The 21,473-nt window shown below is 69.3% G+C and carries 15 protein-coding genes; 6 read left to right on the forward strand and 9 right to left on the reverse strand.

Annotated features, from left to right (window positions below; all coding sequences use genetic code 11):
• Nucleotides 1-25 precede the first annotated feature (25 nt).
• Complete coding sequence (locus H4W30_RS33800; RefSeq protein WP_192746278.1) at nt 26-3,151, forward strand: BTAD domain-containing putative transcriptional regulator; 3,126 nt, start codon at nt 26-28, stop codon at nt 3,149-3,151.
• Here H4W30_RS33800 and H4W30_RS33805 read toward each other — a convergent pair.
• Together H4W30_RS33805 and H4W30_RS33810 are read right to left on the reverse strand one after the other, a co-directional pair.
• Entirely contained in the window at nt 3,135-3,878 is a 744-nt protein-coding gene (locus H4W30_RS33805; RefSeq protein ID WP_126733900.1) for an ABC transporter permease, read from the reverse strand. The genes H4W30_RS33800 and H4W30_RS33805 overlap by 17 nt on opposite strands.
• Complete coding sequence (locus H4W30_RS33810) at nt 3,875-4,807, reverse strand: ATP-binding cassette domain-containing protein (protein WP_192746279.1); 933 nt, start codon at nt 4,805-4,807, stop codon at nt 3,875-3,877. Before H4W30_RS33810 ends, H4W30_RS33805 begins: the two co-directional genes overlap by 4 nt.
• A 132-nt stretch (nt 4,808-4,939) precedes the next feature.
• Here H4W30_RS33810 and H4W30_RS33815 point away from each other — a divergent pair, with 132 nt between their 5' ends.
• On the forward strand, nt 4,940-6,157 hold the full coding sequence (locus H4W30_RS33815; RefSeq protein ID WP_192746280.1) for a cytochrome P450: 1,218 nt from the start codon (nt 4,940-4,942) through the stop codon (nt 6,155-6,157).
• A 46-nt stretch (nt 6,158-6,203) separates the two neighbouring features.
• Here H4W30_RS33815 and H4W30_RS33820 read toward each other — a convergent pair whose 3' ends face one another.
• Nucleotides 6,204-6,962, reverse strand: coding sequence for a PE-PGRS family protein (locus tag H4W30_RS33820; protein ID WP_192746281.1), 759 nt, complete (start codon nt 6,960-6,962; stop codon nt 6,204-6,206).
• 157 nt (nt 6,963-7,119) lie between these two features.
• Nucleotides 7,120-8,025 (reverse strand): EamA family transporter, encoded by a 906-nt coding sequence (locus H4W30_RS33825; protein ID WP_192746282.1) that lies wholly within the window; start codon nt 8,023-8,025, stop codon nt 7,120-7,122.
• Between the two features lie 93 nt (nt 8,026-8,118).
• Here H4W30_RS33825 and H4W30_RS33830 point away from each other — a divergent pair, with 93 nt between their 5' ends.
• Nucleotides 8,119-8,625 (forward strand): MarR family winged helix-turn-helix transcriptional regulator, encoded by a 507-nt coding sequence (locus tag H4W30_RS33830; RefSeq protein WP_034313605.1) that lies wholly within the window; start codon nt 8,119-8,121, stop codon nt 8,623-8,625.
• Between the two features lie 2 nt (nt 8,626-8,627).
• Here H4W30_RS33830 and H4W30_RS33835 read toward each other — a convergent pair whose 3' ends face one another.
• The 3 genes from H4W30_RS33835 to H4W30_RS33845 all read right to left on the reverse strand — a co-directional run bounded on the left by H4W30_RS33835 (nt 8,628) and on the right by H4W30_RS33845 (nt 12,983).
• Nucleotides 8,628-9,323, reverse strand: coding sequence for a hypothetical protein (locus H4W30_RS33835; RefSeq protein ID WP_192746283.1), 696 nt, complete (start codon nt 9,321-9,323; stop codon nt 8,628-8,630).
• Nucleotides 9,324-9,527: 204 nt separating this feature from the next.
• Entirely contained in the window at nt 9,528-12,059 is a 2,532-nt protein-coding gene (locus H4W30_RS33840) for a phosphocholine-specific phospholipase C (RefSeq protein WP_192746284.1), read from the reverse strand.
• 510 nt (nt 12,060-12,569) lie between these two features.
• Nucleotides 12,570-12,983 carry a US12 family protein gene (locus tag H4W30_RS33845; RefSeq protein ID WP_192746285.1) on the reverse strand — a complete coding sequence of 138 codons (414 nt, stop codon included), beginning with the start codon at nt 12,981-12,983 and terminating at the stop codon, nt 12,570-12,572.
• A 203-nt stretch (nt 12,984-13,186) separates the two neighbouring features.
• Between H4W30_RS33845 and H4W30_RS33850 the strand changes: the two genes are divergently transcribed.
• The 3 genes from H4W30_RS33850 (at nt 13,187) to H4W30_RS33860 (ending at nt 15,993) form a co-directional block, all read left to right on the forward strand.
• The gene (locus H4W30_RS33850) at nt 13,187-13,900 is read left to right on the forward strand and encodes a Crp/Fnr family transcriptional regulator (RefSeq protein ID WP_192746286.1); all 714 of its coding nucleotides are present in this window, start codon (nt 13,187-13,189) and stop codon (nt 13,898-13,900) included.
• Nucleotides 13,901-13,978: 78 nt separating this feature from the next.
• Nucleotides 13,979-14,176 (forward strand): hypothetical protein, encoded by a 198-nt coding sequence (locus H4W30_RS33855; protein WP_192746287.1) that lies wholly within the window; start codon nt 13,979-13,981, stop codon nt 14,174-14,176.
• Nucleotides 14,176-15,993: an HEXXH motif domain-containing protein gene (locus H4W30_RS33860; RefSeq protein ID WP_192746288.1), complete on the forward strand. Its 1,818-nt coding sequence runs from the start codon at nt 14,176-14,178 to the stop codon at nt 15,991-15,993. Before H4W30_RS33855 ends, H4W30_RS33860 begins: the two co-directional genes overlap by 1 nt.
• Before the next feature lies 1 nt (nt 15,994).
• Here the strand turns inward: H4W30_RS33860 and fxsT are convergent, their stop codons facing one another.
• Both fxsT and H4W30_RS33870 read right to left on the reverse strand, forming a co-directional pair.
• Nucleotides 15,995-20,386: an FxSxx-COOH system tetratricopeptide repeat protein gene (gene fxsT, locus H4W30_RS33865; RefSeq protein WP_192746289.1), complete on the reverse strand. Its 4,392-nt coding sequence runs from the start codon at nt 20,384-20,386 to the stop codon at nt 15,995-15,997.
• 1 nt (nt 20,387) lies between these two features.
• Nucleotides 20,388-21,470, reverse strand: a complete 1,083-nt coding sequence (locus H4W30_RS33870; RefSeq protein WP_192746290.1) for an AAA family ATPase — start codon at nt 21,468-21,470, stop codon at nt 20,388-20,390.
• Between the last annotated feature and the right edge of the window lie 3 nt (nt 21,471-21,473).

Here is a 21,473-nt window from a genome sequence, read left to right on the forward strand (position 1 = left end):
GGTCACACGTGGCAAAATCGGCCCAATGCAGATCGGGATGCTGGGGCCCTTCGAGGTGCGCGCGGACGACGGCGGTCTCGCCGACGTGCCGGGTGCCCGGTTGAGGGGGTTGTTGATCGCGCTCGCGCTCGAACCGGGCCGGGTGGTCCCGAAGGCGACGCTCGTCGATTGGATCTGGGGCGAACAGCCGCCAGCCGACGCGACGAACGCCTTGCAGCGCTTGGTTTCCCGGCTGCGGAAGGTGCTGCCGGACGGGGTCGTCGAAGGACAGACGGACGGCTACCGGCTGAAGGTGCCGCCCGACGACGTCGACGCCGTACGGTTCGAGCGTCTCGTCGGCCAGGCCCGCGGCGACGAGGAGCCGAGGCGGCTACGTGAAGCGCTCGCCCTGTGGCGCGGCGCCGCCATGCAGGACGTCGGCCTGCAGGACAGCGACGCCTTCGACGCGGCGGTCACCCGGCTCGAAGGGCTACGCCTGACGGCGCTGGAGGATCGGTTCGACGCGGAACTCGACCTCGGCCGCGGCGCGAAACTGGTCACCGAACTGACCGATCTGGTGGCCGCGCATCCGCTGCGCGAGCGGCTCGTCGCCGCGCTGATGCGGGCCCTCGCGGCGACGGGCCGCGACACCGAAGCGCTGCTCGTGTACCAGCGCACGAGGGAAGCACTGGCCGACGCGCTCGGCGTCGATCCGTCGCCGGAGCTGTCCGCGGTGCATGTCGCGCTGCTGCGGGGCGAGCTGGGACGACGTGAAGAGAACCGCAAGACCAACGTGCGCGCCGAGCTGACCAGCTTCGTCGGCAAGGACGCCGACGTCGCCAAGGTCCGCGACCTCGTCACCGGGAACCGGCTCACCACCCTGCTCGGCCCCGGTGGCTCGGGAAAGACGCGGCTGGCCACCGAAACCGCGCGCACCCTGCTCGCCGATCTGCCGGACGGGGCGTGGCTGGTGGAGCTCGCCGCCATCGGCCCGGCGGATGACGTCGCCCAAGCGACTCTCGCCGCGCTCGGGCTGCGGGACGCGTTGCTCGGCGACTCGTCGAACGCGGAACCCGCCGAACGCGTCATCGCCGCGATCCGCGACCGGGAAGTCCTGCTGATCCTCGACAATTGCGAGCACGTGATCGAGGCGGCCGCGGCGTTCGCCCATCGCGTGCTCGGGGAATGCCGCCGTCTCCGGATTCTGGCGACGAGCCGGGAGCCGCTCGGCATCACCGGCGAGACGTTGTGGCATGTCGTGCCGCTGGCCGTACCGGACGTCCACGCCGGCCCCGCCGAGATCGAGTCCTCCCCCGCCGTCCGGTTGCTGCTGGACCGGGCGAGCGCGGTGCACAAGGATTTCGAGGCCGACAAGACCACTCTCGCCACGATGGCGCGCGTCTGCCGGATCCTGGACGGGATGCCGCTGGCGATCGAACTGGCCGCGGCGAGGCTGCGCACCATGTCCATCGAGCAGCTCGCGAACCGGCTCGACGACCGGTTCCGCCTGCTGACCGGCGGCAGCCGGACCGCGCTGCCCCGGCACCGGACGCTGCGCGCCATGGTCGACTGGAGCTGGGAGCTGCTGTCCGACGCCGAGCGGACGGTTCTCTGCCGGCTCTCGGTGTTCTCGGGCGGGGCGAGCCTCGAAGCGGCCGAGCGGGTCTGCGTCAGCGAAGCGGTCGAGCAGTACGAAGTCCTCGAACTGCTCACCACGCTGACCGAAAAGTCGCTGCTGGTCGCGGCGGGCGACGAAGCGCCGCGCTACCGGATGCTCGGCACGATCAAGGAGTACGCCGCGCAACGGCTCGCCGAGGCAGGCGAAACGGTCGTGGCGCGGCACGCGCATCTCGCCTATTTCACCGAGCTCGCCGAGGCCGCGGAGCCGATGCTCCGCCGCGCCGAGCAGCTGGAATGGCTCGCCAAACTCAAGGCCGAGCACGACAACATCACCTCCGCGATGCGCGGCGCCCTCACCGCGGGCGAGGGCCCGGAGGCGATGCGGCTGGCGGCGGCCTGCGGCTGGTACTGGTGGCTCAGCGGGCACCGCACGGATGGCATGGAGCTGGTCAGCGCGGCCGTCAAGACGCCGGGCGAGGTGTCCGACGACGTCGCGGCCGTGGTGTACGGGCTCGTCTCACTGTTCGTGAGTTCCGGTTTCGCCGACGAACACACCGCGGCGAAGTGGATCCACGAGTCGTACCGGCTGAGCAGGAGCAGCGAGTCGCGGCATCCCTTGCTGGGGCTCGTCGTCCCGCTCGAACGCATGCTGGCCGGGGACGAAGCGCTGTCCGCGTGGGAACCGGTGCTGGAGGACGAGAACGACTGGGTCCGCGCGCTGGGCAGGCTGCATCTCGGCAAGATGCGGATCACGCTCGGCCATCCCGGCCGGGAGGCGGACGAGTATCTCGAGCAGGCGCTCCGCGAGTTCCGGGCGATCGGCGAGCGGTTCGGGATCTCCTTCGCCCTGACCGAACTGGCGGACCGGATCGCCACCCGCGGCGATTTCGCCACCGCGTGCGCGTACTACGAAGAGGCGGTCACGGTCGTGACCGAGGTCGGCTCCCTCGAAGACCTCATCCGCCTGCGGTCGCGGCAGGCGCAGCTGTACTGGCTGATGGGTGACGAGGAGGCCGGCGCGGCGGCGATGGCCGAAGCGCAGCGGTACGCCGAAAGCGTCACCTGGCCTGGCGCACTGGGCATGCTCGCCCTCGCGCACGCGGAGCTCGCCCACTGGCGCGGCGAAACCGAAGAGGCGGCGCGGCAGCTCGACATCGCGACGACGGTGATGGGCGACGAAGCCGGTCTCGGCCACGTCCGCGCCATCAGCCACGACCTTCGGGGCTACTTCGCGGACGAGCTCGAAAAGTCCCGCGAACACCGGCGAGCGGCCTGGGAGGCGGCCGGCGAGGTGCGGCACGTGCCCCTGATCGCCCATATGCTCGTCGGGATCGCGGATCTGGCCCTGCGCCAGGACGATCCCGAGCAGGCCGCACGGCTGCTCGGGGCGGCCGACGAACTGCGCGGCCTGCCGGACCGGTCCCGCCCGGACGTGACCCGGATCGAGGAGACAGTGCTGCGCCGCCTCGGCGAAGCGAAATTCGCGGAGGCGGCGCGAGAGGGCACCGAAGCGGACTGGAAGCGGCTGGCCGAGGTCACGCTCGCTTCTTGAACGTCGAGGACGCCCACAGGTAGCCGGCGAGCGCGATCCCGGCGCACCAGCCGAGCGCCGGCAGCACGTCGCCCGCGGCCGGTGCCCCGGTGAGCAGCCCGCGCAGGGTCTCGATGATCGGCGTGAAGGGCTGGTATTCCGCGAATTCGCGGAGCCCCGGCCCCATCTTCTCGGCGGGCACGATCGCGCTGCTGAAGAACGGCAGCATGACCAGCGGCACCGAGGCCATCCCCGCGGTCTCCGGCGACTTCGCCGCCAGACCCAGCGCGACCGTGAGCCAGGCCGCCGCGAAACCGAGCAGGACGACGATCCCCACCACGCCGAGCCAGTCGAGGAAACCCGCCGCCGGGGAGAAACCGAGCAGGAAGGCCACCCCGGTGAGCGCCGCGATGGCGAGCAGGTTGGTCAGCACGCTGGTGACGACGTGCCCGGTCAGCACCGCGCCGCGGGAGACGTCCATGACCTTGAACCGGTTGATGATGCCCTTGGTCATGTCGGAGTTCACCGCGGTCGCGGTCGCGCCGAGCCCGTAGCAGACGGCCAGCAGCATCAATCCCGGCGTCGCGTAGTCGACGTAATCGACGCCGACGCTGAACGCGTCGCCGAACACGTACACGAACATCAGCATCATCACGACCGGCATCAGGATCGCGTTGAACACCGAGGTCGGGTTGCGGACGAGGTGCTTGAAGTTACGGCGCAACATCACCGTGGACGCGGATTTCATTTCACTGCCTCCGTGCTGTGGCCCGTCAGGGCGAGGAAAACGTCATCGAGATCGGGGGTGTGGACGGAGAACTCCTCGGCGGCGACCGCGTACTCGTCGAGCCGGTCCAGCAGCGAGCGCAGGGATTTCGTCCCGCCGTCGCTGGGGACCCGCAGGGCGAGCGACTCGTCGTCGCGGGTGGCCCCGGGGAAGATCCGCGCGGCCGCGTCGAGTTCGGCGACGGTGGTGAACCGCAGCCGGACATGCGTTCCGGGCATCCGGCGCTTGAGCTCGTCGGGCGTGCCCTGCGCGACCAGGCGGCCCTGGTCGAGGACCGCGATCCGGTCGGCGAGCTGGTCGGCTTCTTCGAGGTACTGGGTGGTGAGGAAGACGGTGACGCCGCCGTCCACCAGTTCGCGGATGATCGACCACATCGTGCGGCGGCTGCGCGGGTCCAGGCCCGTGGTGGGCTCGTCGAGGAAGATGATCCGCGGATCGCCGACGAGCGTCATCGCCAGATCCAGTTTCCGGCGCATGCCGCCCGAGTAGGTCGACGCCGGTTTCCGCGCCGATTCCACCAGGTCGAAACGCTCCAGCAGATCGGGCACGACCCGCTTGCCCGCGGTTCCGCGGCTCAGGTCCACCATCAGCTGCAGGTTCTCCTGGCCCGTGAGCAGTTCGTCCACCGCCGCGAACTGGCCGGTGACGCCGATCGCCCCGCGGACCGCCTTGGCCTCGGTCACGAGGTCGTGGCCTGCCACCTTCGCCGTGCCGCCGTCCGCCTTCATCAAGGTGGTCAGCAGGTTCACCGTCGTCGTCTTCCCCGCCCCGTTCGGGCCGAGCAGGGAGAAAATCGTGCCGGCGGGGACTTCCAGGTCGATACCGTCGAGCACGACCTTGTCCCCGAAGGTCTTTCGCAGTCCCGAGACCGCGATCGCTGTTTCTGTCATGGGCACCACTCTGGGCGGCCGCGCTGACACGGCCCCGCCACGGCGCTGACACGGGTCATGTCAGCGCCGTGTCAGCCCCCTGTCAGTAATCGCGGGCACAGTGGTGGCACAACCACCACGAAAGGCGAAGCGATGACTCAGACGGTTCCCGTCCCGCAGGGTCTCCCGATGGACCGCGACGCGGGCCCCTTCGACCCGCCCAGCGAGATCACGCGGCTGCGCGAGTCCCGCCCGGTGAGTCCGATGGTCTTCCCCGACGGTCACGAAGGCTGGCTCGTCACCGGCTACGACGAGGTCCGGCAACTGATGGCCGACACCCGCTTCAGCTCGCGACAGGACATCGGCATCCTCCACGTTCCCTACGAAACGCCGGGGATGCCCGCCCCGACCGAGCCCTCCCCGCCGATGCCGGGCATGTTCGTCGCCATGGACCCGCCGGACCACGGCCGGTTGCGCAAGCGGCTCACCGGCGCTTTCACCGTCAAGCGGATGAAGCAGCTCGAAGACCACATCGTCGAGATCACCGAACGGCAGCTGGACGCGATGGCCGCGCTGACCCCGCCGATCGATCTGGTCAAGGAGTTCGCGCTGCCGGTGCCGTCGCTGGTGATCTGCGAACTGCTCGGCGTCCCGTACGAGGACCGGGAGAAATTCCAGGCCGACTCCGCCCAGCTCATGGTCAGGGACCAGACGCTGGAGGAGAAGATGGCCGCGTTCATCGGGATGAACACGTTCCTCACCGAACTGGTCACCCGTAAACGCGAGACGCCCGGCGACGACATCCTGTCCGATCTCGGCCGCCACGACGACCTCACCATGGAGGAGCTGACGGGAGCCGCGTTCCTGCTGCTGCTCGCGGGCCACGAGACCACCGCGAACATGTTGTCGCTGGGCACTTTCGCGCTGCTGGAGCACCCCGAACAGCTGGCCGAACTGCGTGCCGACGCGGAGCTCATGCCCGGTGCCGTCGAAGAGATGCTCCGCTACCTGTCCGTCGCCGACATCTTCTTCCGCTATGCCACCGAAGACCTGGAACTCGGCGGCGAAACGATCCCCGCGGGGTCGACCGTCATCATCTCGCTGCTGGCCGCGAACCGCGACCCGCGCCGGTTCGAGAATCCCGACGCCCTGGACCTGCACCGCAACGCCCGTGGCCTGTTGTCCTTCGGGCACGGCATCCACCAGTGCCTCGGCCAGCAGCTGGCGCGGATCGAGATGCGCGCGGGCTTCGAGGGATTGCTGCGCCGCTTCCCGACGCTCGCGCTCGCCGTCCCCGCCGACGAGGTCAAGCTCAAGACCGACATGAACATCTACGGCGTTCACGAGCTGCCGGTGACCTGGACGGAATAGACCGGAGGACGGCCCTCCCCGCCACTGGGGAGGGCCGTCCCCGTGCTCAGTTCTTGAGCCACTCCAGCACTTCGACCTTTCCGTGCCCCTTCGCACCGGTCTTGCGGATCGACGCGTCGGCCGCACCCGCGACGCAGTAGGAAGCGCCGGCGCCACCACCGCCTCCGGCCGAATCGTTGGTGCCCGACTTGCCGCCCCCGCCTCCGCCGCCACCCTTCACCGCGTATCCCGCGCCGCCGCCCCCACCGCCGCCGGCCGTCGACGCTCCGGGCGCGCCCTGGCCGTTGTCGCCCTGGGACGCCTTCGCGGTTCCGCCGCCTCCGCCGTCGCCACCCACGCCGAGCGTTCCGCGCTCGCCTTTGTCGCCGTTGTGCGGCTTCGCGTCACCCGCGCCGCCGTTGCCACCGCGGGCAACCAGCGATCCCCCGCCGGCCCCGCCTCCGCCACCGGCCACGAGCAACGGCACGGAGCCGCGGCAGACCGCGCTGGATCCGCCTCCGCCGCCACCGTTCCGGCCCGAATCGGTTTCCCCGGAGCCGCCTCTCCCGCCGTCGGTGAATCCGGAACCGCCGGATCTCCCCGCCTGTTTCCCGACCTGGACTATCAGGGTTTCGCCGCCTTTGACCGGCACCGTCGCCTCGACTTCGGCCCCGTGCCCAGGACCGCCGGAATCCGCGTTGCCGTGTCCTCCTTGCCCTCCGCGCAATTTGAACCGGCCACGCTTCGCGTCGTCCGGGACGTGGAGTTTCTGCTTCTGTTCTCCTTCAACGGCTTCGAAGCTGCGGGTGGTCACGGTCTCGGTCATGATTCCTCCTGGTTTTCCGCCGGACTCCCAGTCTGGAATGCGTGATTCACCGGCCGATAGTGCACGATCGGGCGCGAAAAGACTTCGCTGCGTTCGCGACCGCGTCCCTTTCGTACCAGCGTGGAGCAGCGCGGCTATACCTTCGGGTATCGCTCCCTCAGTTCTTGGGGCGGGCGAGGGTCTGGCTGAGCGTCAACGCGGTGAGGGCGATGGCGAATCCGGTGAGCTGCCAGCCGGTGAGGGTCTGGCCCAGCACCAGGAATCCGGCGGCCGTGGCGACGAGGGGGTTGGTCAGCGTCAGCAGGGAGACCGACGCCGGGGCGAGGCGGTCGATGCCGCGGAACCACAGCGGGTAGGCCAGCGCGGTGGTGACGATGCCGATGTAGGCGTAGCCGAGCAGGTTCGCGGTCGTCAGCGAATCCGGGAGGCCTTCGAACAGCAGCGTCGCCGGGGCCAGGACGACGCCGCCGAGGGTCAGCTGCCAGCCGGTCATCGCCAGCGGATGCTCGGGGCGGCCCCATTTCTTGGTCAGGATCAGGGAAACGGCCATGAGCCCGACGGCGGCGAACATGGCGGCCAGGCCGAGCGGGTCGAGGCGAGCTTCCGCCGAAAGGGTCAGCAGGGCGACACCACCGGCGCCGGCGATCGAGGCGAACAGAATCGGCGCCGGCGTCCGGACGCGGAGCATCGGCAGCGCGAGCAGGGCGACCAGCAGCGGTTGGAGGGCGCCGAGGGTCGCGGCGACCCCGCCGGGAAGGCGGTACGCGGCGAAGAAGATCAACGGCAGGAAGGCGCCGAAGTTGAGCATTCCGAGCACGGTCGTCTTCCACCACCAGGAGCCGTGTGGGAGCCGCCTGGTCAGCGCCAGCAGGAGCAACCCGGCCGGGAGTGCCCGCAGCACGGCGGCCAGCAGGGGCCGGTCCGGGGGCAGCAGAGTCGCGGTGACGACGTACACGGTGCCCCAGCTGGCCGGAGCCAGTGCGGCGAGCCCGGCGTCACGGAGCGTCGGCCGCGCGGCCGCCTGCCCGGTCGGAACGACAGGCCGTTCGGCGATGATCGCCATGATGTCTCCTCACTGATAATCTCAATGTTCAGATAACACCAGCGACTTCTGTCAATGTCAAGTCTCTTAATGTTGAGATGATTGGAGGACGTCATGGCCGACGCGGTGGACGCGGTGATCGCGTTGTGGCGGCACGAGCGGCCGGACCTCGAAGACAAGCTCTGGCCCGCCGAGGTGATCGGCCGGGTTCAGCGGCTTTCCCGGATCCTCGACCGGAAGCTCAAGGAATTCAACGCCCGGCACGACCTGGAGTCGTGGGAGTTCGACGTGCTCACCACCCTCCGCCGATCAGGCGAAGCCGACGGCCTGACGCCCGGCGCGCTGCTCAAGGCGGCGATGGTCACCTCCGGCGCGATCACGAACCGGATCGACCGCATGGAGGCCAAGGGGCTGGTCGAGCGGGTGCGGGACAGCGACGACCGCCGTTCGGTCAAGATCCGCCTGACCGGCAAGGGCCGCGAAGTCGTCGACGAGGTCTTCGTGCTCCACCTCGAGAACGAAGCCGCTCTCCTGCCCGAGCTGAAACCGGCGCAGTGGGCCGAACTGATCGGCGGGCTGCGCCTGCTGCTCGAACACTTCGGTGACACTTCACTGGAATGATGTCAGCGCGAAGGGCGGGCGAGGTGATACCAGCCGGCCAGCCCGGCGAGGACCACGACCGCCGAACCGGCGTCCGCCACCTCCGGCATCGCCAGCGTCACGGTGGCGGCGAGCCCCAGCCCGGCGGCGACCCGGGCACTGCGGACCCGCAACACGCCGTCCGCCGGAGTGTCCCCTGTGGACGGTCGGCGCATCGCGAGCAGGACGATCAGCCAGGTGACCACCGAGACGGCCGCGGCGACCCCGAGCAACGCCCACCAGCGATGGACCACGAGCCAGACCGCCGCGGCCGCGACGACAACCGCGTAGAGGAGCAGCCCCCAGCCGGGAATGAGCCCACGCACCGCACGCCGCTCCGGGCCCGCCTCGCGGCGAGTGCTCTTTCGCGGCCGTTGAGCCAGAATCTCGGCGATCAGCGCGCCGATGAGCAGCGTGGCCAGGAGAAGCGACGCGCCCTCGACCCGGATGCCTGCGAGATCGGCCAGTACCGGCAGCCCGAGGAACAGCCACGGATACCAGAACCGGCGACGGCGCAGATAGCGCACGGCCTCGGCGACGTCGGACGGCGAGGGATCGGCGGCACCCCACCGCCGCAGCACCTTCCTGCCCTGTTTTTCGCCAGGCCACAACAGAACCAGGATCGCCAGGCCGAACAGACCCATGATCAGGGCGACGGCCACGATGTTGTCGAACGGCACGATCGATCTCCTCGGTCTTACGCGGGATCGGCGAGGATACCGTTCGTCGTCTCCCCGGTCGTCCTGCTCGCTCTGGGTCTTTCACGAAGCAGGATGCCCAGCGGGGCCGCAAAGATGCGTCGCGATGACGCTGCTCTCAGAAAAGCAACCTCCGCGGCCGTCGCGCATCTTTCCCTTTAGAACAACGAAATCTGCCCCTTCGGGCTACGTCCAGCCGAGCGGGACGACCTCCGCCGCGGACGTCCACGGGCCGCGCCCGCCCGCCTCGGTGAGGGCGCGGAACCGAACATAGCGGGCCCGGGCCGGCCAGAACCGCAGGGTCTTCCGGGCGGCGTCGTCGGCGAAGGTACCCGTGGCGACAGGGCTCCCCCAGGCCGACCCATCGGTGCTCAGATGGACCTCGTACGCGCCGACGCGGCCGTTGGCGGAACCGTCCTGGCGCGGCAGATAGGCCAGGCCCGTGACGGTGCGGGCGGCGCCGAGATCGAGCTGAAGCTCGTGGGGCAGCGGGTCTTCCCCACCGGACCACTTGGTGTGCCACAGGGTGGCGGGATTCCCGTCGACGGCGTTCACGGCGGCGCCGGATTCGCCCGTGGTCTCCTGGCTGTCGGCCGAGCGGACGGTGGCGGCGAGCGGTCCGGAACCCATCACCGGGTCGCTGATGGTCTCGGCGCCTGTCTCGACATGTCCCGCGAAGCGCCGAAGGAAGCCGTCCGGCCCCTGAACGGTCAGGTCGTACCAGCCTCCCATGCCGCCTTCGGTGCTGAACCAGTCCTCGACCGTCGCGCCTTGAGCGACCGAGTACGTCCACGGTCCGCCACCCCGGTTGCCGGTGCGCACGGTCAGCTCGCACGCCGCGCCCGCGTTGGTCATCGTCAGGTACACGACGCCGGATCCCGGCCGCAGCACGACTTCCGGATTCGGTGCGCCGCCGGTGGTCGCGGTGATCCGGTTCCCCGCGAACCGCCGCAGGAAACCATTGGGGCCGTGCACGGTGAGGTCGTACGCGCCGTCCGGGGAACCCACCTGCCAGTAGTCCGAAAGCGTCGCGTTCGCGCCGAGCGTGTAGCGCCAGGGCCCGTCGGTGCGGTGCGCGTTGGCGTAGACGTAGAAATGAGCGCCGGCGGCACCGGTGCTGGCGAAGTCGATCCAGAACCGCTCGGCCGTCACCCGCCCGGAAACCGTCAGCCGATAGGGCAAGGGCCGCGCGGGGCGAACGCCGGTCTCCGGAACCGGGAGCTTCTGCACGGAAGGCGGCTGCGGCTGGGTGTTCCACGGCCCGCTCGTCGGCACCGGAGCGGGCAGCGCCGGATAGGTCGCGTTCGGCGCGGTGGTGTCCAGCGCCGACGTCAGGTCGCCGCAGACGGTGCGCCGCCACGGCGAGATGTTCGGCTCGGCGACACCGCTCCACTGTTCCAGGAAGCGCAGCACGGAGGTGTGGTCGAAGACCTCCGAGCACACCTTCCCGCCCCGGCTCCACGGCGAGATGACGAACATGGGCACCCGCACTCCCAGCCCGATCGGTTCACCGGAGACGAATTCGTCGGTCGTGGCCACGGAACTCTTGCCCTCGTCGGCCGAGGCGGGCGGCGCGGGCGGCGGCATGTGGTCGAAGAAGCCGCCGTCCTCGTCGTAGGTCAGCAGAAAGAGGGTCTTGTTCCACACGCCGGGTTTGGAGGCGATGGTGTCGAGGATCGACTTCACCAGCTCGGCTCCGGTGTTGGGGCCCCACGCGGGATGCTCGGTCTGCGATTCCGGCGCGACGATCCACGACACCGACGGCAGCCTGCCCGCGTCGACATCGGCCTTGAAGGCGGCCGCCAGCTGCTTCGGCGCGACCCTGGCCAGGCCCCGGTCGTACAGCGCGCGCTCGGTCGCGGTCAAGGTCGCCACACCCGCGGCCAGTCCGTCGAGCAGCCGGGTGCGTTCGGCCGCGGAGGCCGAATCCAGGGCGTAGTAGAAGTACTCCAGCTTCGGGAACGCTTTGCCCGCGGAGTCCTTCACCTTCGACAAGGCCTTGGTGCCGACGGCGAGAAAACTGCTGAAATAGTCCAGCGAATTGTCGCCGTAGTTGTCCCACTCCTGATACACCCGCCAACTCCGGCCCGCGGCCTGGAGCCGTTCCGCGTAGGTCTTCCAGGTGTAGCCGGTGTGCCCGGGGTTCTGCCAGGCGTCGTTGCCGATCGCGCGGGTCCTGCCGTCCGGTTCGAAACCGAGTTTCCCGGTGAACAGGTACATCCGGTTCGGGTTGGTCGGCCCCATTTCCGAGCAGTGGTAGGCGTCGCAGACGGTGAACGCGTCGGCGAGCTCGTGGTAGAACGGCAGCGCCGAACGCCGGTGATAGGTCAGCGAGCGGACACCCTTCGCCGCGCGCCACGCGTCGTGGCGCCCCTTGTTCCACGCCCGGTGCCCGCCGGACCAGCTGTGGTCGACGTCGGCCATGAACTGGTCGTCGATCGCGTACGGCAGCAGCGTTCCCGTGCCGTCCGGCTGCTCGAACACCGACGCCCCGGACGGCAGTTTGATCGCGGCCGGATCAGCGAAACCCCGTACCCCGCGCAACGTCCCGAGATAGTGGTCGAACGACCGGTTCTCCTGCATGAACACCACGACATGCTCGATGACGTCGAGCCCGCCCGTCGGCGCTTCGGCGGCGAGCGCCTGCCGGACGCTCGCCGGGAGCAACGTGAAAGCGGAAGCCGCGCCAGCGGCCTTCAGCAGGGTACGACGGCGCACGGAGCCCTCCCGGAATGGCGTTGAACCCGGTCCACAGTGTTCGAAACTGCACCTTTTCGGCGACTATCGAGCAGATAGAAGCATAGGTGCCTGACCGGTTCAAGGGTTCCGCCCGCAGGCTGCATGATCGGAGCAGCAAGACACTACTTTCGTAGCCGTTTCGCTCCTTGGCCAAGTACATGAAGGCGAGGAAGGCCAGTACAGCAACGCCCGTTCACGTGATCGACGGGACGACACCCGTGATTGGGTGGACGACACGCGTGATCCGACGGACGACACTCGTGATTGAACGGACGACACGCGATGGAACGGGCCAAGGCTCGTGTCGTCCGTCCAGACACGTGTGTCGTCCGTCCGGTCACGTGTGTCGTCCATCCAGACACAGGTGTCGTCCGTCCAGACACGCGTGTCGTCCGTCCAGTCACGCCAATCCGGGCGGAAACCGTGGTGGGGGCCGCCCCCCTTGAGCGTCCCCCACCCGGTTTCATCCGGCCCGGAACCGGGCGGACGTCATTTCGTGTCGCCGTCCGGACGGCCGGACAGCGCCGCCACCGCGAGCACCATGACGACAGGCCAGATCACGGCCATCAACGAGAACCCGCCGAAGGTGATCGCCGTGATCGAAGCCGCCGTCGCGATCAGCCCACCGACGGGTGACACATAACAAAATCCCAACGGGCCGAGAAAGAGCACCCACGACAACGCCACCTTCACCGATTTGGCGGGCGGACGCGGAACCGGATACCGCCCCGGACCGACGACCTCGTGGTCGTCGCCCTGGTACCACCCGCCGGACATCAGCGGCGGATGCGGCGCGAAGAAGGCCGGTCTTCGGCCGAACGCCTTGGGCGTCCGCGGATTCGGTACGGCCGGCTCACGCCGGTGATCCTTCGGCCGTTTCATGACACTTTCGGCGCTGCGCATGACGTCCTCCCCCGTCGCCTGCCCGAGGCCTGGTGAAGTCACCCCGTGCCTGGCACAATTACCGGTTGCGGTGCGAAACTTCCGGGTCGTTCTGCCCACTGACCATGCTGACGAGTCGGGGGAGTGGCTGATGCGTCAAATGGAACACAGCGCGAATATGGACCACAGCGCGAATCCGGCCCCCCGCGATCCGGAGGGCCAGGATGACCGGTTCCGCAACGGGTGACCACGCGGGCTTCGGAACCTGGGGCCGGTTGACGCCCGCGGAGCAGTCCGCGCTCCGGCGCGCGGGCCACCTGAAGGTGTGGCGGCCCGGCCAGATCCTCGCCCTTCAGGGCAGTCCGCCCACCAGTATGTTCGTCGTCCTCCACGGCTGGGTGAAGATCAGCGCCACCAATTACCGCGGCGAGGACGCGCCGCTGGCCGCCCGCGGCCCCGCGGAGATCGTGGGCGAGCTGGCCCCGATCAGTGGGCTCCCCCGGTCCGCCACCATGTCGGCGATCGACGAGGTGCGCACCCTCGTCGTGCCGAGGGAGAAATTCCTCGCGGTCCTGCGAGACCGGCCGCGAATCGCCGAAGAGATCTTCCGTACCGCCGCGATCCGGCTGCAGCAATCCGACCGGCTGCGGCTCGAAGCGGGCGGGCCGGACTTCCCGCAACGCCTCGCCGCGGTCCTCCTGGAGCTCGCGCTGCAGCACGCCGTCGACTGGACGGACGGGCAGCAGGTCGATCTCCGGTTCAACCAAGGGGAATTGGCGGGCTTCGCGCGTGTCTCGCGCAGCACCCTGATCCGCGGCCTCGAAGAACTCAGGCGGCTGGGCGTCGTGCGCACCGCGCGCCAGCGCGTCACCATCACCCGTCCTCGCGCATTACGGGAATTGGCGGCCGGGCGGCCACCACCGCCCGCCGAGGCCTGATCAGGCACGGAAATCTCGGCTATCCTTGTCGAGGTTCAACTCTCGCAACCGTTTCACGGGGTGGAGGGAATCGGCACGATGAGTTCTTTCTCGGCAAGCACCGAACCGGACATCGAATCGGCGTTGATCGATCTCGACGCGGTCTCCTTCACCGCGCTACGGGAGCTGGACGACGAAGCCTTCCGCCAGTCCGCGCTCCACGTCGTCGAACGCACCCGGCGCCTCCACGCGCGCTACAGAAGCAGCAATGGTTCGGGCGGCGAGCGCATCGACTGATGCCGCCGCCCGCCGAGGCTCGCCCCGCGTTCCACCGGTTGTCATGGCGGGACTTCGACGCGCTGGCGCGCCTCGACGGCGACGAGGACATGGCCCGGCGGTTGCGGCGGGCCGAGCGAAGCCGTCGCAAACTGCTGATCCACGCGTTGCTGACCGAGGCCACGAAGATACCGGGCCATTCGGGTCCCCTGCCTCCGCTGGATTCCGCCTGGGAACTCCTCGCACGTGCCGAAGCACGAGCACCTCGTGCGGTGAACCGGATGCTCACCAACCCGTACACCGGAAGCTGGGCGGGTTACACGACTCGCCTGCTGCGCAACGGGATCGACGGTGTCGGTCCTTTGTGGATGCATCTGGGCCACGCGCACGCGATCGCGGCGGCCGCGGCGATCCGGGCGGAGCTCGACTTCGAGACGGCCATCCCGGCCTGGCACGGCAACGCGATGCTCCCTTCCCTCGGCATGGCGAGATTTCCCGGTACGACTGCGTTTTCCTCAGCCATCGTGCGCGGCGAGAAAGGCCACTACCTCGTCTCGAACGCCGAAACGACGGTCCGCCTGCCCGGCTCACCCGACGCCGACGCCCCGGGCTGGTGGGGAATCCGGCGAGTCCGGAGCCAGGTCGGCGCGCACCGGTTCACGCTTTGGCTGGACGATCTTGATCCCTATCGAGGGCTTTACGAACCGGTCCCGCCGGAAAGGCTGCCGGACAGGGAATTGGCGGATTGGCAGCGGCTGATCGACGAAGCGTGCCGCCTGATCGCCGCCCATCTCCCTGGTCTGGCCCGCGTCATGCCCGTGGGGCTCGCCTCCTTGGTGCCGAAACCCCAGGTGCTCTTCCGGAATCCGAGCGCGTCGACCGGGGAGGCTTTCGGCAGCGCGGTGGTCGGCCTGCCCGCCGACGGCGCGTCGCTCGCGGAGACCTTGATCCACGAGTTCCAGCACATCGTGCTCGGCGGGCTGCTGCACCTGGTCGAGTTGTACGAGCCGGATCCCGGTGAACGGATCTACGTGACCTGGCGGGATGATCCGCGGCCCGTGAGCGGTGCCCTGCAAGGGGTCTACGCGTTCTTCGGGGTCACCGCGTTCTGGCGTGCTCTGGCACATGCCGGTGAATGCCCTCGGCGCTCAGGCTTCGAATTCGCGTTCTGGCGTGAGCAGACGTGGCGCACCCTGCGGGTCCTGCGCGCGGACTCGACCTTGACCGGCGCCGGGCGCCGGTTCCTCGACGACATCGCCGAACGCCTCGGCCCCTGGCAGGCCGAACCCGTACCGGCGGAGGCCGGCGAACTGGCCGCGGCCGCCGGCCGGGATCACCTCGCCGGCTGGCGGGTCCGTCACCTGCGACCGGACCCGTCCGTGGTCACCGAGCTGGCGGCGGCTTGGCTCGCCGGAAGACCGAGGCCGCCGATCACCCTCGACGCCCCGGACCTTCCCCCGACGCCGGTGCCGGACGGAGCCTGGTCCCACGCCAGAACGGATCTGATCCGGCTCGCCGTCGGCGGCACATCGCCGTCGCCGGACGGACGGCCGCCAGCGGTACCCGGCGCCACCGCCGCCGATTTCGCCTACACCGCGGGTGACTTCCTCGAAGCGATCCAGGCCTACCGGCGGGAACTCGCCTCGGATCCCGACCGGCCGAACTCCCTGGTCGGCTTGGGCCTCGCGCTCGCCGCCCGAGGCCCGCATCCCGCCGCACGGGCCCTGCTGCACTGCCCCGAACTCGTCCGGGCCGTGCATCGGCCCTTGCGAGCCGTTCCACGGCCACCGACCGTGGAACAGCTCGCCGCCTGGATCGGGCAACTCGTACCGGGCTGACTCACATCAGGATCGGGTCGATGTCGCAGTTGGCGCGGGCACCTCGGCCCGCCGCCTGCGTGCCGGGGTGGGCCTCGCCGAGGACCCGCCGGTACCGCACCAGGATCGGATCACGGAACGGTGCCGCCTCGTCCGTCCGGCCGAGCGCGGCCAGGTCCAGTCCGAGGTTGAAGGACGCCGCCAGTACCGTCGGATGATCTTCGCCGAGTACCTGCGTACCGCGCTCGACCGCGTCCCGTCCCAGTTCGACCGCTCGGTCGAACTCACCCAGCGCCGCCAGATCACTCGCCAGGTTGATCGTGGCGGCGACGGCGTACGGGTGGTCCGGGCCGATGCCGGCCCGGAACTGCTCGAGGGCGCGCTCGTCGAGGATGCGGGCGCCCTCGCCGTCGCCCATGAGCCGCAAGGTGACCGCCAGGTCGACATTGGCGACGAGGGTGTGCGGGTGATGCTCGCCGAGCCCGCTCCGGTATCGCTCGAAGGTCTCCTCGCCGAGCCGCTTGGCCGCGGCCAAGTCACCCGAGTGACGAAGATCGAGCGAATGGGCGAGTGCACAGCCCATCGTGACGGAGTGGTCGTCACCGTAGGCGAGCCGGAATCTCTTGAGGGCTTCCGTGGACAAGCTGAGCGCGCCCGCATGGTCGCCGTCCTTGCGCCGGGTCACGGAAAGCAGGAACGAATGGGTCGCGCTGTCCAGCTGGTCCAGGCCGAAGCGCGCGTGGAAGTTCTCCGTGAGCCTTTCCTGCTGCACCCGGGCCTGGCCGTAGTCCCCCGCCTCGCGCAGGTCCACGAGCAAGGAAGCGTTGACGCTGAAGGTGCGGACGTGATCACGGCCGAGGACCTCGATCCGGCGCCGGAGGGTGTCCTGGTCCAGTTCCGCGGCGGCGCGGTAGGCGCCGGACAACCGGAGGCTGATGGCGTGCTGGTACGCGGCGTTGAGCGTCTCCGGGTCGTCCTCGCCGAACATGCGCTTGGACTTCTGATAGACCTCTTCACTCAGCTTGGTCGCCGCCGCGAAGTCGCCCTGCGCCCGCAGGTCGATCGTGATGTTCCGCTGGAGGGCGAAGGTCTCCTCGTTCTCCTCGCCGGACACCTGTAGGCGCAGCGCGAGAGTGCGCTGATTGAGTTCCGCGGCTTCGGAGTACCGGCCGATCGCCCACAGATAGAGCCCCAGCCTCGACGAGACTTCAAGGGTCTGCGGATGGGTGGGACCGAGGACTTCGGCGAACCGCTTCCGCGCTTCGAGGCCGAGCCGGGCGGCCTCCTCGTGGTCGCCGTACTCGAACAGGTAGCGCATCAGGTTGATGTGGAGCTGACGCGGCCAGTCGTCGTCGCAGTCCAGCACGTTCGCCGCGTAGGCGTGCGGCAGCAGTTCGCGGTAGCGCGCCCAGTGCCTGCTCGACTCGGGGTCGTTCGGATCCAGCGCGGCCAGCAGCTGGTGGGCACCGTGCTGCATTCGCGCGTGCACCTGCCGGGCCATGACCCGGTTGCGCAGGACCAGCTGGACGAGCCGGTGCAGCTGGAGGGTGTTGTTGCCGTGGTCGATCTTCGCGAGGCCGTACCGGTTGATGTCCCGGATGGCCCGCGCGAGCTTGATCGGATCGCGCAGGGCCGCGTCGAGCTCCGGGGAGATCGACACCCGGTTGACCCCGGTGAGCAGATCACGCGAAATCGGCTCCGGCGAGAAGAAGGCGCAGATGTGCAGGATCTGGTGGGCCGCCGGGTTGCGGGTCTTCAATTCCTCGAACGAAACGTTCCAGGCCGCGGCGACGGACACCTCGTTGTCGGGGGCCGAGGCGGTGTCGAGGATTTCCTCGACCGACTCGTCGAACAGGCGCAGATACTCCTGCACCGGCATCCCGGTCACCGCGCGCCAGGCCGCCGCCTGTTCCACGGCCAACGGCAGATCGCCGAGCTTTTCGGCGAGTTCGTCGGCGTCGTCCGGGTCGATCTCCGGACCCCGGCGGCCGAGCAGCTCGACGCTTTCCTCGCGTTTGAACACCGCCAGTTCCAGCGGGCGCGCGATGCCCGCCCAGTCGGAGTTCCGCGAGGTGATCAGGATTTCGCCCGGACCGTTGCGCGGGAAGAACGGCAGCACGGTGTCCGGGCTCTCCGCGGCGTCGAAGACCAGGAGCCAGCGGCGGAACGGCCGTCCGGTCCGGAGCGCCTCGATGACCGCCGGGACCGCGACGCTGGCTTCGGCCGCGCCCTGCAGGCCGAGCATCGTGGCGAGTTCGGTGAGGCCGGCGCGGATCTGCGTCGTGTGCGCGGCGTCGATCCACCAGACGAGGTCGTAGTCATGGAGGTGCCGGTAGATGTACTCGGTGGCCATCTGGGTCTTGCCGATACCGCCGAGACCGTGCAGCGCCGAAGGGAGCACGGCGGTGGTACCGCTGCTCAATCGCTTGGTGAGCTGGTCGAGCAGTTCGTCGCGACCGGTGAAGTTGGGATTGCGCGGGGGAACGTTCCCGAAGATCAGCGGCGGGTCTTCGGGCTGGCGGGCGGGGAAGTGCCGGGAACTGTCCGCCACCGAAGGGTGGACGATCCTGGTCGTCGGTTCGTTCGCGTCGGGCTCGCCGAGATGAGTCGAGCGTCCCTGTGGCACAGGTGTCGAAGCAGGTTGACGTTCGACCGTCTCAGGCATTTGTGTGCTCACAGCCTTCTTTATTGATTCAGATTCGAATGCGGCGAGATCCCGGCCTCGCGCCGCGTTCCGTAGCCGGTCGGCCCGGGACAGGTACGGTCCGGAAAGCGCGCGCATGACCGCGCTTTCCAGTTCCACATCGGCCGGGGGTTCGCGGTCGAGGTCTGGATCCGGTGTGTTGTTCGGGTCGGCGATGGCGTCCCGGAGGTGACCGAGCAACCTGATCCGGTCACCGAAATGGGTGGCGGCCACTCGGACGACACTGGCCGTTTCCGACCGTCGCGCGCCACTGAGCAGCAATTCCCGGACTGCCTCGGGAAAAGCGAAGACCCCGTCGGTGTCCCAAGTGGACTCGCCCTCCCTGAGTGCGGGAGCGTACATCATCCCCGACAGCAAAAGTTCGAGGAGGTGCTCCACTCCCGCTTCCGGTACGAACCGTTGTCCCACCAGCTTCGCCACGTCGAGACGGACCGGTACCGCCGCGAGCAACTGCGCCAAGCGTAGCGCCGGCGGCGACGCAACACTGCGGAATCTGTGCACTCTTTCGGCGGGTGACAAAGTCACCGGTGAGGCGGCGATCGTGGGCCGGGAAACCCGTTCGGTTGCGAGGACGACCGTTCCTTCGGCGGCCCTGGAGTTTTCACCGGTCATCAGTCCGGCCCACCAGCCCAGCGACCGCGGCCGCAATTCGAGCACGGGCACCGGGACGAGATGGCCGGGTACCTCCGAGCCGGGTTCGAGCCAGGCGTCCGCGAGGTCGTAATCCCAACGGCTGTTGGGGGCCAACGCGTTCGGGACGCGTAGCCACGCCTTGTGCGGGTCCATCCCGCACCGGCCCCACAGCCACGGCGGGAGCAGGTGGACGATGCTCACCGGCATCCTCCTGCCCCAGCGCGCCAGCATCGGGTACAGCGCGTCCCTGTGCTGCCAGGCATCGCCGACACCGTCGGTCAGCAGCAGGACGGCCCGCCGCCCTGAAGAATCCAGGATCTCGTCCGGGTCGCGGGCGGGCGCGCCGGGCGTGCCACCACGAAGAACGAGGCCGTCCTCGTTGTCCTTCGCGGTTTCCAGCAGCCGGACCTGAACGGTGCGGAAAGCGCCCGCCTGCCGGAGCAATTCGACGAACGCCATCACCCTCGGCCGCCACAACGCCATCGAGGGACCGTTGTCGAGGACGAGCGTCAGGTCGAGCCAGCGCTCTTTTCTCGATCGGGTGACCGGCCACCACCGGCCGGTCTCCGCGACCCGGACGGCGGTCGCCACTTCGTCCAGGACCACGTTGTTGTGTCGCCGCGAGACCGTCTCCCGTTTCAGCGATCTCAACGCGCGGAAGTACTCCAGCGATTCGAGGAGTACCACTCCGCCCGGCCCGGTGCCGTCCACCGCGGGTTCGGGCAGCTCACGGGGTACGGCCTCGATCGAGACGACTCGACCTTCGTCCTCGGCGGGTGTTCCGGCGCCGGCGCTCCGGGACGGCCGCGGCTCCGGGGGTTCCGGGCTTTCCCCGCGCTCGGCGGGCGCGTTGCGGATCCGCCGTTTCTCAGGAGGCTCCTCCGGTTCCTCGGCCGGATCGGCTCCCTCCGCGGCCCGCCGCGGCGAGATGGCCGCGGCCAGCCACACGATGTCGGCCACGTCCGTCCAGCTCAGGTCCTCGAACCCGAACGGCTTGACCCCTTGGGGGGAACCGGTCTTCCGCGGTTCCGCCACCGGGGCGGAACGCGAGTCGGACACACCGCCCGGCCCGTCCATGTCACCGCACCGTCAGTCGTTGCCAGAGGGCGTCCACCAGCCGCGGCCATGCCTCCTGGTCGGGCTGGTACGCGCCGGACGTCGCCAGATAGACGGCGTCGAGCAGCCTGTCGGTGGGGAGGCCGCCTTCCGCCTTGCTCCGTTCGGCGAATTCCCGGATGAGCCTGTCCCGGTGTTCGCCGTTCTCGCCGACGAGATGACCCGCCACGATCGCCGCGAGCTGTTCCTCGTCCGGGTTCTCGATCCGCAATTGCAGGCAGCGGCGCAGAAACGCGGGCGGGAACTCGCGCTCTCCGTTGCTGGTCATGATGACGATCGGGAAGGCGTGGCAGGCGACCCGGCCGTCCCGGACCACCGCGGTGCGCTGCGGGTCCGCGGTGTGCACGATGACTTCGGGGTGCCGGTTGCGCACGCGCGCCAATTCGTCGATGGAGAATTCGCCGTCTTCGAAGAGCGACAGCAGATCGTTGGGCAGATCCGCCTCGGATTTGTCCAGCTCGTCGATCAGCAGTACCCGCGGCAGCCTGCTCGGGAGAAAAGCGGTGCCCAGCGGGCCGAGGCGGACGAAGTCCCCGATCGGCGGCTCTTCCGTCTCGCCGCCGCGCTGCGCCTGACTGGTCGCCGCGGCCTGGACCCGGCCGATCGCGTCGTAGCCGTACAGCCCGGAACTCAGCGCGGTGTTGCTGGTGATCGCCCAGCGCAGCACCCGGCCGAGGCCGAGTTCCCTGGCGATCCGGTACGCGAGACTGGACTTCCCGGTCCCCGGGTTTCCGGTGACCAGCAACGGACGGCGCAGGTACAGGGCGGCGTTGACCATGTTCAGCTGGCCGGGGTCGACGGTCAGCTCCGAAAGTGTGAACGCGGTGCCGAGACGGCGCTCCGCCTCGCCGTCGTCCGGCGGTGGCACGTCGTTCTCCGGTGGCGGATCACCGCGGTACGAACGCCACGGCGGCGGCGCGGGCAGCAGCTGCGCGAGATCGATGTCGTGAATGGGCCTGCCGGTCCCCCGGTAGATCCACCAATCGGGTGCATCGATTTGCGGCGTCCGGCCGTTCACGGCCGCGTCCTGATCGTTCCCGCTCATCCG

It is taken from the genome of Amycolatopsis roodepoortensis, from assembly GCF_014873915.1.
Lineage (GTDB): Bacteria > Actinomycetota > Actinomycetes > Mycobacteriales > Pseudonocardiaceae > Amycolatopsis > Amycolatopsis roodepoortensis.

Excerpts from the sequence above, each read along its gene's own strand:
- H4W30_RS33800 (WP_192746278.1), top strand. The coding sequence starts at position 26 with ATGCAGATCGGGATGCTGGGGCCCTTCGAGGTGCGCGCGGACGACGGC.
- H4W30_RS33805 (WP_126733900.1), bottom strand. The coding sequence starts at position 3,878 with ATGAAATCCGCGTCCACGGTGATGTTGCGCCGTAACTTCAAGCACCTC.
- H4W30_RS33810 (WP_192746279.1), bottom strand. The coding sequence starts at position 4,807 with ATGACAGAAACAGCGATCGCGGTCTCGGGACTGCGAAAGACCTTCGGG.
- H4W30_RS33815 (WP_192746280.1), top strand. The coding sequence starts at position 4,940 with ATGACTCAGACGGTTCCCGTCCCGCAGGGTCTCCCGATGGACCGCGAC.
- H4W30_RS33820 (WP_192746281.1), bottom strand. The coding sequence starts at position 6,962 with ATGACCGAGACCGTGACCACCCGCAGCTTCGAAGCCGTTGAAGGAGAA.
- H4W30_RS33825 (WP_192746282.1), bottom strand. The coding sequence starts at position 8,025 with ATGGCGATCATCGCCGAACGGCCTGTCGTTCCGACCGGGCAGGCGGCC.
- H4W30_RS33830 (WP_034313605.1), top strand. The coding sequence starts at position 8,119 with ATGGCCGACGCGGTGGACGCGGTGATCGCGTTGTGGCGGCACGAGCGG.
- H4W30_RS33845 (WP_192746285.1), bottom strand. The coding sequence starts at position 12,983 with ATGCGCAGCGCCGAAAGTGTCATGAAACGGCCGAAGGATCACCGGCGT.
- H4W30_RS33850 (WP_192746286.1), top strand. The coding sequence starts at position 13,187 with ATGACCGGTTCCGCAACGGGTGACCACGCGGGCTTCGGAACCTGGGGC.
- H4W30_RS33855 (WP_192746287.1), top strand. The coding sequence starts at position 13,979 with ATGAGTTCTTTCTCGGCAAGCACCGAACCGGACATCGAATCGGCGTTG.
- H4W30_RS33860 (WP_192746288.1), top strand. The coding sequence starts at position 14,176 with ATGCCGCCGCCCGCCGAGGCTCGCCCCGCGTTCCACCGGTTGTCATGG.
- fxsT (WP_192746289.1), bottom strand. The coding sequence starts at position 20,386 with ATGGACGGGCCGGGCGGTGTGTCCGACTCGCGTTCCGCCCCGGTGGCG.
- H4W30_RS33870 (WP_192746290.1), bottom strand. The coding sequence starts at position 21,470 with ATGAGCGGGAACGATCAGGACGCGGCCGTGAACGGCCGGACGCCGCAA.